The organism is Hydrogenophaga sp. OTU3427 (assembly GCF_038440225.1).
In the GTDB taxonomy this organism is placed as follows: domain Bacteria; phylum Pseudomonadota; class Gammaproteobacteria; order Burkholderiales; family Burkholderiaceae_C; genus Hydrogenophaga.
Map to the genome: position 1 here is coordinate 17,907 of NZ_JASATI010000053.1, position 13,509 is coordinate 31,415.

The 13,509-nt window shown below is 69.9% G+C and carries 13 protein-coding genes; 4 read left to right on the top strand and 9 right to left on the bottom strand.

Annotation, left to right across the window (positions count from 1 at the left end):
- Positions 1 to 2: 2 nt before the first annotated feature.
- Positions 3 to 965 (bottom strand): dihydrodipicolinate synthase family protein, encoded by a 963-nt coding sequence (locus tag AAHB17_RS21410; protein WP_342132972.1) that lies wholly within the window; start codon positions 963 to 965, stop codon positions 3 to 5.
- On the bottom strand, positions 962 to 3,112 hold the full coding sequence (locus tag AAHB17_RS21415; protein WP_342132974.1) for a xanthine dehydrogenase family protein molybdopterin-binding subunit: 2,151 nt from the start codon (positions 3,110 to 3,112) through the stop codon (positions 962 to 964). The genes AAHB17_RS21410 and AAHB17_RS21415 overlap by 4 nt, the downstream gene beginning before the upstream one ends.
- Positions 3,113 to 3,264: 152 nt before the next feature.
- Here AAHB17_RS21415 and gph point away from each other — a divergent pair, with 152 nt between their 5' ends.
- The 4 genes from gph (at position 3,265) to AAHB17_RS21435 (ending at position 6,977) form a co-directional block, all read left to right on the top strand.
- Positions 3,265 to 3,969, top strand: a complete 705-nt coding sequence (gph, locus tag AAHB17_RS21420; protein ID WP_342132975.1) for a phosphoglycolate phosphatase — start codon at positions 3,265 to 3,267, stop codon at positions 3,967 to 3,969.
- 113 nt (positions 3,970 to 4,082) lie between these two features.
- On the top strand, positions 4,083 to 5,303 hold the full coding sequence (locus AAHB17_RS21425; RefSeq protein WP_342132989.1) for an MFS transporter: 1,221 nt from the start codon (positions 4,083 to 4,085) through the stop codon (positions 5,301 to 5,303).
- 78 nt (positions 5,304 to 5,381) lie between these two features.
- Positions 5,382 to 5,885 carry a single-stranded DNA-binding protein gene (gene ssb, locus AAHB17_RS21430; RefSeq protein WP_342132976.1) on the top strand — a complete coding sequence of 168 codons (504 nt, stop codon included), beginning with the start codon at positions 5,382 to 5,384 and terminating at the stop codon, positions 5,883 to 5,885.
- A gap of 72 nt (positions 5,886 to 5,957) precedes the next feature.
- Entirely contained in the window at positions 5,958 to 6,977 is a 1,020-nt protein-coding gene (locus AAHB17_RS21435) for a GGDEF domain-containing protein (protein ID WP_342132977.1), read from the top strand.
- 96 nt (positions 6,978 to 7,073) lie between these two features.
- Here the strand turns inward: AAHB17_RS21435 and mnmA are convergent, their stop codons facing one another.
- The 7 genes from mnmA to AAHB17_RS21470 all read right to left on the bottom strand — a co-directional run.
- A complete protein-coding gene (gene mnmA / locus AAHB17_RS21440; RefSeq protein WP_342132978.1) occupies positions 7,074 to 8,192 on the bottom strand; it encodes a tRNA 2-thiouridine(34) synthase MnmA in 1,119 nt (372 codons plus the stop codon).
- A 65-nt stretch (positions 8,193 to 8,257) separates the two neighbouring features.
- Positions 8,258 to 8,959, bottom strand: a complete 702-nt coding sequence (locus AAHB17_RS21445; protein ID WP_342132981.1) for a Crp/Fnr family transcriptional regulator — start codon at positions 8,957 to 8,959, stop codon at positions 8,258 to 8,260.
- Complete coding sequence (locus tag AAHB17_RS21450; protein ID WP_342132982.1) at positions 8,956 to 9,678, bottom strand: Crp/Fnr family transcriptional regulator; 723 nt, start codon at positions 9,676 to 9,678, stop codon at positions 8,956 to 8,958. The genes AAHB17_RS21445 and AAHB17_RS21450 overlap by 4 nt, the downstream gene beginning before the upstream one ends.
- 709 nt (positions 9,679 to 10,387) lie before the next feature.
- The gene (locus AAHB17_RS21455; RefSeq protein WP_342132984.1) at positions 10,388 to 11,668 is read right to left on the bottom strand and encodes a glutamate-5-semialdehyde dehydrogenase; all 1,281 of its coding nucleotides are present in this window, start codon (positions 11,666 to 11,668) and stop codon (positions 10,388 to 10,390) included.
- Entirely contained in the window at positions 11,665 to 12,639 is a 975-nt protein-coding gene (locus AAHB17_RS21460; protein WP_342132986.1) for a LysR family transcriptional regulator, read from the bottom strand. Before AAHB17_RS21460 ends, AAHB17_RS21455 begins: the two co-directional genes overlap by 4 nt.
- A gap of 3 nt (positions 12,640 to 12,642) precedes the next feature.
- Positions 12,643 to 13,119 carry a MarR family winged helix-turn-helix transcriptional regulator gene (locus AAHB17_RS21465; RefSeq protein WP_342132987.1) on the bottom strand — a complete coding sequence of 159 codons (477 nt, stop codon included), beginning with the start codon at positions 13,117 to 13,119 and terminating at the stop codon, positions 12,643 to 12,645.
- Positions 13,120 to 13,171: 52 nt separating this feature from the next.
- On the bottom strand, positions 13,172 to 13,509 hold a 338-nt coding region (locus tag AAHB17_RS21470; RefSeq protein ID WP_342132988.1), incomplete at its 5' end, for a nitronate monooxygenase.

Here is a 13,509-nt window from a genome sequence, read left to right on the forward strand (position 1 = left end):
GCTCAGGCCAGCTTGAGGCCACTGCGGGCCAGGGCGGCGCGGGTGGCGGCCTTTTCGGCCTCGCTCAGGTTGAGCAGGGGGCGGCGCACCGGGCCGCCGACCTGGCCCAGCAGCTCCAGCCAGTACTTGGTGTAGGCCTGGGGCGTGCCGCTGGGACGGGCCGAGCGGAAGGCCTGGCGCGCCGGCTCCAGGCTGTCGCGCACCACACGCGCCTCGGCGTGTTTGCCTTCAAAGGCCAGGCGGGTGTATTCGTTGATGCGCTGGTCCACCGCGGTCTGCAGCAGGAAGGGCGGTGTGGAGCACAGGTAGAGCTGCCAGCCCAGTTCGATGATGTTGTCCAGCCACTCCTCTTCCGACGCGGTGCTGACCAGGATCTTGTCGCCCGCCAGTTCGGTGAGCTTCTTGTAGAGCGGGCGGTCCACGCTGTACTTGATGGCCACGATGTTGGGCAGCTCGGCGATGCGCGCGCACAGCTCGGGGCTCATGATGTAGCCGCAGTCGGGGTGGTTCCACAGCGCGATGCCGATGTCCAGCTGTTCGCTCAGGTGGCGGTAGTACTCGTAGACCGTGGCCTCGGCGTCGTGGTGGAAGTGCAGCACCGGGCTGTGCACCACGATGTAGTCGGCGCCCACGTCCTGCGAGTGACGGGCCAGCTCCAGGACGACATCGAGGTTGGTGTCGGAACACGAGGTGACGATGCCGCAGTGGCCGGCGGCCTCTTCCACCGCCAGCTCGAAGGTGCGCTTGCGCTCGGCCACCGACATCGAGAAGAACTCGCCCTGTTTGCCGCTGACGAACAGGCCGCCGAGCTTCAGGGTCCGCACCCAGTGTTGCAGGTTGCGGCGAAAGCCCGCTTCGTCCAGGGACAGGTCGTCCTTGAAGGGCGTGGCGGTGGCGGCCCAGACGCCACGGAAGTGTTCGCGGGCGTAGGCCTTGGCGTCTTGTTTGAGGTACTTGGTGCTCATGGTGCAACTTTCGAGGATGGGGGTTGGGTGGCGCGCCACAGCCGTTCGGCCGTGAGCGGGAAATCGAGTTCGGGCTCGCCCCAGGGCGAGAGCGCGTCGGCGGCGGCGTTGAGCAGGGCCGCCGGCACGCCGATGCAGCCGGCCTCGCCCACGCCCTTGGCGCCCAGCGCGTTGGCCTGCGTGGGCCGGTGCAGGCCGACCAGTTCGATGGCGTCGAGCGCGGGCATGTCGTCGGCGCGTGGCACGGCGTAGTCCATCAGCGAGCCGGTGACCAGTTGGCCCTCGCCGTCGTAGACCAGGCGCTCCAGCAGGGCCTGGCCGATGCCCTGGGCCATGCCGCCCAGCAGCTGCCCCTGGGCCAGCTGCGGCGAGACGATGTGGCCGGCGTCGTCGGCCCAGACGATGCGTTCGATGGCGGGCTGGCCGGTGTCGCGGTCCACGCTCATGCGGGCGATCACGCAGCCGTAGCTCCAGGCCTCGGCCGGCGCGGTGTAGACCTGCTCGGCGCTCAAGGGCAGGGCCTCGCCGGCGTCGCGCCGGCGCGCGGCTTCCTGCGCGGCCAGCAGCACCGCGCTGCCGCCGATGGCCATGCTGCGGCTGGCCAGCGCGCCCACGCCTTCGGGGCAGGTGGCGGTGTCGCCGTGCAAGACCGCGATGTGCGCCGCGTCCACGCCCAGGGCCTGCGCGGCGATCTGGGCGTAGCTGGTTTCGTGGCCCTGGCCCTGGGCCGATGAGCCGCTGGCCACGGACACCGAGCCATCGGCCAGCAGCGTCACGCGGGCGCTTTCCCAGCCCTGGCCACAGGGTTCGACGTACAGCGCCAGGCCGATGCCCACCAGTTCGCCCTGGGCGCGGCGCGTGGCCTGGGCGGCGCGTTCGGCCTCGTAGCCAAAGGCCTCGCAGGCCAGGTCCAGCGCGGCGCGGTAGTCGCCGGCGTCCAGCGTCTCGCCGGTGGGCGTGGCATAGGGCATGCTGCCGGCGGCGATCAGGTTGCGCCGGCGCAGCTCCACCGGGTCCAGGCGCAGGCGGCGCGCGGCGCGCTCCACCAGGCGCTCCATCAGCAGCGTGGCCTCGGGCCGGCCGGCGCCACGGTAGATGTTGACGGCCGCGGCGTTCGAGCTTTCGGCGCGCGAACCGATGTCCACGCTGTCCACGCGGTAGGGGCCGGGCAGGATGCGGGCGGCATTGCGCGAAGGCACCACGGCGCTGAAGGGCAGCCAGGCCCCGACCGGGAAACGCAGCCGCGCTTGCAGGTGCTGGAAGTGACCGTCGGCGTCCAGTGCCAGCTCGCCCCGCAGTTGCGCGCCCCGGCCGTGCACGCCGGAGGTGAATTCCTCCGAGCGCGAGGCCGTCCATTTCACGCTGGCCTGGAGCGCGCGGGCCACCCAGGCCACCACCAGCTCCTCGGGGCTGAGCGAGGATTTGGCGCCAAAGGCGCCGCCCACGTCGGGCGCGATCACCCGCACCTTGTCCAGGGGCAGCGCCAGCGTGCTGGCCAGGTCGGCGCGGGCGCGCGAGGGGGTCTGGGTGCCCAGCCACACACACAGGGCCTGCTGCGCCGCATCCCATTCGGCCACGACCGCTCGGGGTTCCATCGCGAAGGCCAGCACACGCGGCTGGGTCTGGCTCACGGCGACGCGGTGCGGGGCGCTGGCAGCGTCCTCGGGCCGGCCGTGTTGGAACGCGACCTGGCCGATGGCGCTGGCCTCGTTGTCCAGGTCGTTCTGGGGCGTCTGGGTCTCGCAGTCGGCCCACACCAGCTCGGCCGCGGCCTGGGCGGCGCGGGCGCTGCGCGCCACCACCACCGCCAGCGGCTGGCCCACGCTGCCAATGTCGTCGGTGGGCAGCAGCGGCAGGCGGCGCGTGTCGTCGGTGGGCCACAGGGGGTTGGTGGCCGGCAGGCGCAGGCCGGCCAGGTCCGCACCCGCGAACACCGCCACCACGTCGGGCGCCTCGCGGGCGCTGCCGGTGTCCAGCGACAGGATGCGCCCCCGGGCGTGCACGCTGCGCACGAAGGCCGCATGCAGCATGCCCGGACGCGTCACGTCGTGCACGTACCGGCCCTGGCCGGTCAGCAGGCGCCGGTCTTCCACGCGCGCCAGCGGGGCGGGCGTGTCGTGGGGCAAGGGGGCGGTGGAGGCGGTCATGCGAGGGCGGGACGGTGTGTGGACTGGCCCGTATTGCATGGCAAAGGCCGCCTGGGGACAAGCGCATTTATTTGAACGATTCATCAGCCGGACGGGGGGAATCGCCCGGCGCAGCGCTCCCGGCACAATGTGGGCCCCACCGCACCACCGCCATGAACCACCCCTTGATGCACCCCGGCGCGCTGCAGGCCGCCATCGTCGACCTCGACGGCACCCTGGTCGACACCCTGGGCGACTTCGTCGAGGCCCTGGACCGCACCCTGGCCGAGCTGCGCCTGCCCGCCGTGGCCCGCACCGACGTCGAACGCATGATCGGCAAAGGCTCGGAGAACCTGCTGCTGTCGGCCATGGCCCGGGTGGGCGAAACAGACCCGCCCGCCCGCCTGCCCCAGGCCTGGGCCGCCTACCAGCGGCACTACCAGGACATCAATGGCCAGCACAGCGCGGTCTTCGACGGCGCGCGCGAGGGCCTGCGGCTGCTGCGCGACGCCGGCCTGTCCCTGGCCTGCCTGACCAACAAACCCCTGGCCTTTGCCCGGGCGCTGCTGCGCGACAAGGGACTCGATGGCTTTTTTGACCAGGTGTTCGGCGGCGACAGCTTCGAGCGCAAGAAGCCCGACCCCCTGCCCCTGCTCAAGGCCTGCGAGGCCCTGGGCAGCGCACCCGCCGCCACGCTGATGGTGGGCGATTCGCAGAACGACGCCCTGGCCGCGCGCGCCGCCGGCTGCCCCGTGGTGCTGGTGACCTACGGCTACAACCACGGCGAACCGATCGCCCTCGCACCCCACGATGGCCTGCTGGATTCGCTCGCCGAGCTGGGCCAATGGCCCGGCCTGCAGGGCCGGCGGCGGGCTTGAGGGACAATAGCGGCTTGGCTGCCCACCCCGGGCCACGTGGCCCACGGGCCGCGCCCAGCCGCTCGCCTGAGCCCGTTCGATCCGTGTCCCCTTCTTCCCAAGACCCATCCCGCATGACGCCGCTGGAGCTGCGCGCCAGCGGCTCGCTGGCCTCCATCTTCGCGCTGCGCATGTTGGGCCTGTTCCTGGTGCTGCCGGTGTTCGCGCTGGAGGCCCGCCGCTACCCCGGTGGCGACGATCCGGCGCTGGTGGGCCTGGCCATGGGCATCTACGGCCTCACGCAAGGCCTGCTGCAGATCCCCCTGGGCATGGCCTCGGACCGTTTTGGCCGCAAGCCGGTGATCCTGGCCGGCCTGCTGTGTTTTGCGCTGGGCAGCGCGCTGGCGGCCTGGGCGCCGTCGGTGCACTGGCTGGTGGCCGGGCGGGCGCTGCAGGGCGCGGGCGCGATCTCGGCCGCCGTCACCGCCTTCTTGGCCGACGTCACCCGCGACCAGGTGCGCACCAAGGCCATGGCCCTGGTGGGCGCCAGCATCGCCCTGATGTTTGCCCTGTCCCTGGTGCTGGCGCCCTGGCTGGCGGCGCGCATCGGCCTGTCGGGCCTGTTCACGTTGACCGCCGTGCTGGCGGTGGGCGGCATGGCGGTGGTGGCCTGGGTGGTGCCGCCCGAACCGGTGGTGCACAAGGACGCCGGCCGTGGCGGCCTGCGCGAGGTGCTGGCCCACGCCGGCCTGCTGCGCCTGAACCTGGGCGTGTTCGTGCTGCACGCGGTGCAACTGGCCATGTGGATGGTGGTGCCCGGGGTGCTGGTGCACAGCGGCCTGGCCGCCGACGACCACTGGAAGGTCTACCTGCCCACCGTGCTGCTGTCCTTCGTCATCATGGGCGGTGGCCTGTTCCGCCTGGAGCGCAAGGGGCACCTGCGCGCCGTCTTCCTGTTCTCCATCGCCCTGATTGGCCTGGTGCAGCTGGGCTTTCTGTACGTGGCCCAGGCGCCCTCGCTGGCGGCGGCGGCGGTCTTGTTGTGCCTGTTTTTTGTCGGTTTCAACGCCCTGGAGGCCAGCCAACCCAGCCTGGCCTCGCGGCTGGCGCCGCCCACCCACCGCGGCACCGCGCTGGGTGTCTACAACACCTTGCAGTCGCTGGGCTTCTTTGCTGGCGGCGCCGTGGGCGGCTGGCTGGCCAAGACCCAGGGCAGTCTCGGCGTCTTCGGGGTCTGCGCCGCCCTGAGCCTGCTGTGGCTGGTGGTGGCCTGGCCCATGCGCACGCCGCCTGGCGGCGCCCACGCGGCGGCCGGGCCGGGGCCGTCGCAGCCAGCGGCGAATGCGGCACAATGACACATTCCGGTCCGGTCGGCCCCATGGGGTGCGACGGACCGCAAGTCCTTGATTTCATTCATTTCTGTTCCATCCACCATGGCATCCGTCAACAAAGTCATCCTCGTCGGCAACTGCGGCCGTGACCCCGAAATCCGCTACCTGCCCTCGGGCCAGGCCGTGGCCAATGTCAGCGTGGCCACCTCCAGCCGCCGCAAGGACCGCACCTCCGGCGAAATGGTGGAAGACACCCAGTGGCACCGCGTCACCTTCTACGACCGCCTGGCCGAGATCGCCGGCGAATACGTCAAGAAGGGCCGCCCCATCTACGTCGAAGGCCGCCTGAAGTACGGCAAGTACACCGACCAGTCGGGTGTCGAGAAAAACACGGTGGACATCATCGCCACCGAACTGCAGCTGCTGGGCGGCCGCGAAGGCATGGGCGGCCCTGGTGAAGAAGGTGGCGGCGGCGGTGGCGGCTACAGCCGTCCCCCGGCCGCACCGCGTGCCGCGGCCCCGGCCGCCGCGCCCCGCCAGCCCGCCGCCCGGCCCGCACCGGCCAGCAGCGGCTTTGAAGACATGGACGACGACATCCCGTTCTGACGGACCCGCCCGCTTCGGCGGGTTTTTTTTCGCCATCGTTTTTCTTTTTTCAGCGATCGCAGACCCCAACCCATGCACTACACCGAAACCAAGGAAAAAAGCGCCGAGCTGCTGCGGGCCGTGCTGGCGCTGATGAACCAGCACAACGCCGCTTTCAACCCCCTGACCTACGCCGTCTGCTACGAGTACGTGGCCGGCCTCAACGGGCGGCTCAACCAGGCCTTCGAGCACCTCAGCCGCAGCGAGCCGCGCCTGAGCGACGACAGCATGGCGCGGCTGTACCGCGAGCACATCGCCGGCATCGACGACAAGACCATGGAGCGCATCAGCGGCGACATGCAGCGCGTGATGACCGGCATGTCGGAGAGCGCGGCGCGCACCGGCAGCGATGCCGGCGACTTCACCCAGCACCTCGATGGCCTGTCACAGGCGCTGCAGTCCAGCGACACCGAACGCCTGGGCCAGCAGCTGGGCCAGGCCCTGCGCAGCACGGTGGCCATGCGCACCTCGGCCGCCGCCCTGCAGGCGCAGGTGGCGGCCAGCCGGCGCGAGATCGAACAGCTGCGCGCCGACCTGCAGCGTGCCCGCGAGGATGTGTTTGTCGACAGCCTGACCAAGGTGCTCAACCGCAAGGGCCTGGACCACAAGCTGGCCCAGCTGCTGCGCACGCCCTCGGCCAGTGGCACCCAGCATGCGCTGGTGATGCTGGACATCGACCACTTCAAGGGCATCAACGACAACCACGGCCACCTGATGGGCGACCGCGTGCTCAGCGCCCTGGGCGAGCTGCTCAAGCTCAGCGTGGGCGAGGCCGGCAGCACCGTGGCCCGCTACGGTGGCGAGGAATTCGCCATCCTCCTGCCCAACGCCACGCCCGCGCTGGCGCGCGAGGTGGCCGAGCGGGTGCGCTTGCGCACCAAGGCGCTCAAGATCCGTCACAAGCAGAGCAACGAAGTGGTGCTCACGCTCACCCTGTCGGCCGGTGTGGCTGCACACCAGCGGGGCGAGGACGCCAGCGCCTGGATCGCGCGCGCCGACAAGGCCTTGTACCAATCGAAAGAAAGCGGCCGCGACCGGGTGAGCCTGGCTTGACAGTGCCCCCACGCTCCGCTGCTGCGCGGGTCGCTGCCCCCCAGGGGGGCGCGGGCCGGCTTGGGGCGGCCCGGCGCTCGGCCCCCAGGATGTGGGTTACAGGAAGTCGGCGGCCTCGGTGCTGATGATGCCGCCGCCCAGGCAGACCTCGCCGTCGTACAACACGGCCGACTGACCCGGCGTCACGGCCCACTGGGGCTCGGTGAAATCCAGCGCAAACCCGCCATCGGGCTGGGGTTCGAAGCGGCAGGCGGCGTCGGTCTGTCGGTAGCGCGTCTTGGCCGCGATGTCGCTGGCCGAGGGTGGCTGGCCGGCCACCCAGCTGGCGTCCAGCGCGCGCAGGCGCGGCGACAGCAGCCAGGGGTGCTCGTGGCCCTGAACCACCCACAGGGTGTTTTTCGCGATGTCCTTGCGCGCCACGAACCAGGGCGCGTGGTCGCCGCCGCCGCGTTGGGCGCCTTTCTCCTTCACGCCGCCAATGCCCAGGCCCTGGCGCTGGCCCAGGGTGTAGAAGCTCAGGCCCTGGTGGCGGCCGATGGTGCGGCCCTGCTCGTCCTTGATCGGGCCCGGCTCCTTGGCGATGTAGCGGTTGAGGAAGTCGCGGAACGGCCGCTCGCCGATGAAGCAGATGCCGGTCGAGTCCTTCTTTTTGGCGTTCGGCAGGCCGATCTCGGCGGCGATGCGGCGCACCTCGGTCTTGTGCAGCTCGCCCACCGGGAACAGCGTCTTGCTCAATTGCGCCTGGTTGAGCCGGTGCAGGAAATAGCTCTGGTCCTTGGACGGGTCCAGGCCCTTGAGCAGCTCGAAGGCACCGCCGCGCTCGCGGACACGGGCATAGTGCCCGGTGGCGATCTTCTCGGCGCCCAGGCGCATGGCGTGGTCGAGGAAGGCCTTGAACTTGATCTCGGCGTTGCACAGGATGTCGGGGTTGGGCGTGCGCCCGGCGCCGTATTCGCGCAGGAATTCGGCGAACACCCGGTCCTTGTATTCGGCCGCGAAGTTGACGTGTTCGATCTCGATGCCGATCACGTCGGCCACGCTGGCCGCGTCCACGAAGTCGATGTTGGACGAGCAGTACTCGCTGTCGTCATCGTCTTCCCAGTTCTTCATGAAGATGCCGATGACCTCATGGCCCTGCTGCTTGAGCAGCCAGGCGCTCACGGCCGAATCGACGCCGCCGGACAGGCCGACGACCACACGTTGCTTGGATGACATGGCCACAATTATCCGTCCGGGGCCCGCGCTGCCTGGGGTTGACCCGGTCAAACCCCCTGCAAGGCTCACGTTTTCTGCTGCATCCGCACGAAGAAGGCCGGCCGCACGATCAGCTTGCGGTAACCCAGTTCGATGTCGCCTGCATCGCGCAGGCCCTGCAATTCCAGGTGCACCCGCTGGCGCGATCCACCCACCCCGTTGGCGATGTCGTTTTGCGAAATCCACAATTCCACGCTGCCGTCGCGTGCGGGTATCCCGTGTTGTTTGGCCCACCACAGGAGCAAGGTCTTGAGCTTGTCCGCCAAGGTGCGCGACCCCTTGATGTCGATCATGTCGTACTGCTGCTGCAGGCGCCGGCTCAGTCCGACGCAGACGCCCACACCCGCCTGGGGCACGGTTCGCATCATCTCCAGCAACACCTCGCGGGAGAAATGCAGTATCCGCGCGGTGTCCGTGTCGACCCGTACCGTGAACCGCGTGGGCAGGCCCGGCAGGATGTAGTGCAAGCCAAACAGCTCATCCGGCATGATCCAGCCCCCATGCTGTTCGGCGCCATCGGGTTGTTGGCCCAGGTAGACCAGCCGCCCTTCCAGCAGCCAGGACCCCTGCGAGGGGGGCGCCCCCCGGAGCTGGACCACCTCGCCTTGTGCATAGCGCCGAACGGCGCCGTGGCAGCGCAGAAACGCACAGGCCTCGGGGGTGAGGTCGGCCACGGTGAAGCCGGCGGTCTTGACACCAAAAGGGGACAGGGCGGCGGCGTTGTTCATGGCCTTGGCCTCGGGTCGGCGAGAGGCTCAAGGTGCTGGAAGAACTTCGGGCGGATGATGATCTTGCGGTAGGCCAGGTCCACCTCGCCGAGGTCGCGCAGGTTCTGCAGTTCCAGGTGCACCCGCTGGCGCGAGGCGCCGACGCCGGCGGCGATGTCATGCTGCGAGACCCACAGCTCGATGCTGCCGTCTCGCGCCGGTATGCCGTGGTTCTTGACCAACCAGACCAGCACGACCCGCAACTGATCGGCCAGGCTGCGGGGACCGCTGATGTCGATGACATCGTGCAGCTGCTGGATCCGGCGACCCAGGCCGATGGCGATGCCTACGGTGACTTCGGGCATCGCCGCCATCATCTCCAGTAGCAGGCTTCTTGAAAAATGCACCAGTGTGGCCCGCTCCGTCACCACCACCAGGGTGGTGCGCGAAGGGCATTGCAGCAGCATGTTGTAGACACCGAACAACTCTGAGGGCATCACCCAGCCGCCGTGTTGCTCCGAGCCATCGGGGTGAACGACCATGGACTTGATGCGGCCGGCCTGCACCCACGAGGCGTGGTCCGGCATCACCAGGTGGCGCTGCACCGCCTCGCCTTCCCGGTAGTGGCGCAGCGTACCGCGTTGCTCCAGGAACTGGCGCGCCTCCGGCGGCAGGTCATCAATGGTGGGGCCCTTGGTGATGACCCCGAAGGGTGACAGGGCCTCAGCTTCTTGTCCCATGGCTGGTCTCGACGGGATGGGTGAGGCCAGCGCGGCAAGCCGGCCGAAAAGTGATCCATGCCCCCACCTGCCCGCCTTCGCGGCGCACGCACGCCTGGGCTTCTGGCACCCAAAAGCTGTGCACCTGTGGCGGCAGGTCATGGATGTGTGGCCACGAGGTCTTCACACCGACGGGCGACAAGGCAGCAATCGACGGAAACATGCGAATATTTTGCCTTCGAATGACGCAATTGAGACTTTTGCCTGAAGTGGGCGGAAAAGACAGGGGGCGGGGGGGGCGGGATCGTCAGATCCGGGGCGGCGCAACACCTCCCGCCCAAACTGCTTTGGGGGCAACCGGGACTTTCAGGAGGTGGCCGTTGAAAAAAAGAAACTCAAATGTCACGGTTGCGGATTTTCCATTCCGCCGAAATGCCTACAGTTGAGCCCAAGGGAGAGACAAGAACCAACACAAGAAGAATGCCGACTGACACGGCGCGATCAGGGGGTTGGAAACATGACGTTGGAAGGAGAAGGCGCCGCAGAGCGACCACACAACAAGAAGCTCAGGGAGAAAAAAGCCAAGGCACCGCAGAGTGCCCGATAAGAAGCAGGGATACAGGCGGGCTGCCACGGGAGCCGGTCGATGGAAACACCGATCGAACTCCGGGAGACGTGGCAGACCCGCCCTGGTCCTCGGCCTTCGATGCGGCCGGCGGCCCGTGCGGCCTCAGCCGCGCACTTCGCCCTCACCCAGCACCACGTACTTGAGCGAGGTCAGGCCTTCGATGCCGACCGGGCCGCGGGCGTGGAACTTGTCGGTGCTGATGCCGATTTCGGCGCCCAGCCCGTATTCGAAGCCGTCGGCAAAGCGGGTGCTGGTGTTGACCATCACGCTGGCCGAATCCACCTCGCGCAGGAAACGCTGGGCGTGCATGTGGTCGCGCGTGAGGATGGCGTCGGTGTGGTGGCTGGAGTAGTGGTTGATGTGGCGAATAGCCTCGTCGATGCCGGCCACCACCTTGACGCTGATGATGGGCGCGAGGTATTCCTCGAACCAGTCCTGCTCGGTCGCGTCGGTCAGCTGCGCGCCGGGCACAGCCGCCAGCAGGGCGCGTGCCTCGGGGCAGGTGCGCATCTCCACGCCCTTTTGTGCGTAGATGGCGCCGATGCGGGGCAGGAACTCGGCCGCCACGCCGCGCGCCACCAGCAGGCCTTCGCTCGCGTTGCAGGGGCTGTATTTGTTCGTCTTGGCGTTGTCGGCCACCTTGACCGCCATGGCGATGTCGCAGGGGTCGTCCACGTAGGTGTGGCAGTTGCCGTCCAGGTGCTTGATCACCGGCACCTTGGCCTCGGCGCTGATGCGCTCGATCAGGCCTTTGCCGCCGCGCGGGATGATCACGTCCACGTAGGCGGGCATGGCGATCAGCTGGCCGACGGCGGCGCGGTCGGTGGTGGGCACGAGTTGCACGGCCTCCAGGGGCAGGTCGGCCTCGGCCAGGGCGCGCTGCACCAGGGCCGCCAGGGCGCGGTTGCTGTCGATGGCCTCGGAGCCGCCGCGCAGGATGCAGGCGTTGCCGCTCTTGATGGACAGGCTGGCGGCCTCGATGGTCACGTTGGGCCGGCTCTCGTAGATCATGCCGAAGACGCCGATGGGCACGCGCATCTGCCCCACGCGGATGCCGCTGGGCTGCTGCTTCATGCCGCTGACCTCGCCGATGATGTCGGCCATGGCGGCGAGCTGCTCGCAGCCCTGGGCACAGGTCTCCAGCACCTTGGGGGTCAGCTTGAGGCGGTCCACCATGGGCTCGCTCAGGCCGTTGGCGCGGGCGCGCTCCAGGTCCTTGGCGTTGTCCACCTGCAGCGCGTCGACGTTGGCGCGCAGCAGGGCGGCCAGGGCCTTGAGGGCGGCGTTCTTGCGCGCGGCCGGGGCGCGGGCCATGTCGAAGGCGGCGCGGCGGGCCTGCACGCCCAGGGTCTGCATCAGTTCGGGGATGTTCAACGCGTTCATGCCCGCGATTTTCGCACCGCGCGCCCGGACGTGCCGGGGACAGCGGGCCGAAGGGACATCATGTGCTGCTGGAAATGCGCCAGAAAGGCCTGGCCGGCCGGGGTCAGCGGGCGTTCGCCAGCGGTCAGGGCGACGATGTTGCGCTCCACCACCGGGGCGGCCAGCGGCACCCCACACACGCCCACGGAACGGACGCGGCTCAGCGCATACCAGGGCAGCACCGAGACCGCCAGCCCGGCCTCGACCAGGCCGATGGCGGTGCTGACCTGGGCCACCTCGAAGGCGGGCTTGAGCTGGCCGGCCAGCTCGGCGAACCCTTGCTCCACCAGCAGGCGCAGGCCGCTGCCCCGGCGCACCAGGGCCAGCGGTTCGCCCACCAGGTCGGCCCACTGCACCTCGTGCTGCTGCGCCAGCGGGTGGCTGCCCAGGCAGGCCAGCATCAGGCGGTCCTGGTAAAGCAGCGTGCTCTGCAGGTCCAGGGCGGCGGTGTCGGCGGTGCAGATGCCCAGGTCGGCCTCGCCGGCCCGCACCGCGGCAGCGATCTCGTCCACCGCCAGGTCGGACAACACCAGGGTGACGTCGGGAAAACGCTCGCGGAAGCTGGCCATCAGCGTCGGCACCAGGGTGGCGGCCAGCAGCGGCGAGGTGGCCACCGCCAGCCGCGCGCCACGGCGCTGGCTGAGCTGGCGCAGGTCGTCGAAGGCGGTGTCGAGGTGCTGGAACACCTGCGTGATCGAGGGCAGCAGGGCCTGGCCGGCATCGGTCAGCGCCAGCTTGCGGGTGGTGCGCTCGAACAGGCGCACGCCGACCTCGTTTTCCAGCCCGCTGACCAGCATGGACAGGGCCGAGGGTGTCAGGTGCAGGCGCTGGGCGGCGCGGGTGATGCTGCCGTCCTGGGCCACGGCCACGAAGGCGCGCAGCTGGCGGATGCTGACCGCGTTGGGGCGCAAGGTGGGGGCGGTGGTGGCCACGGTTCAGTCGTCGCTGTCGGTGAGTTCGCCGGCGCTGCGCAAGGCGTCCCGCGCGTGGTCCACCAGGCGGCCCAGCAGGGCGTCGAGCTGGCGGCACTCGGCCGCGCTGAGGCAGGACAGGATGGCCGCGTTGCGCTGGTGCACCACCGCCATCACCCGCGCATAGGCGCGCTCGCCCTCGGCGGTGAGGGTGAGCACCACGCCTCGCCCGTCGGTGGGGCTGGGGGCCTTGCGCACCAAGCCCTGCTCCACCAGCGCCTGCGCGGCGCGGCTGGCCTGGCCCTTGTTGAGGTTGGCGCGGTGTGCCAGTTCGTTCACCGACAGCGGCGTGAACGCACCGATGGCCGACAGGCAGCGGCCCTCGCTCAGCGGCAGGCCTGCGTCCGCCAGGTAGGCGCCCTGGCTGACGCGGTCGGTCAGCTTGTGCAGGGTGTGCAGCTGGTGGGTGAAGGTGCGGTCAAGCGGCGGCAGGGCGGTCATGCCGCTACTGTAAGGGACTTCGTGGCAATCGTTGCGTGCGCAGCTGTTGCGTTCAGCCCGCCGGCGCGAAGGCCGCCAGGCGCGCCTGGGCTTCGTCGCAGAGCCGCCGGGTCAGCGCGCCGGCCTCGGTGCCCTGTTGCCGCGCGCGGTCCAGGGCGACCGACTGGCCCGCCCACAGCGACATGAAGTCGCCGCTGCCCTGGGGCTCCGAGGCGGCGCGCAGCGGCACCAGCGCCCCCCCGGACAGCGGGAAGGCCGGTGCCAGCTCGCTCATGGGACCCACTTCGCGCATCACGCGGTTGACGATGCCCCGCGCCGGCCGGCCGGTGAAGACATTGGTCAGCGTGGTGTCGTCGGGGGGGGGGGCGCGGCCCCCCCGCCCCCGGGCCC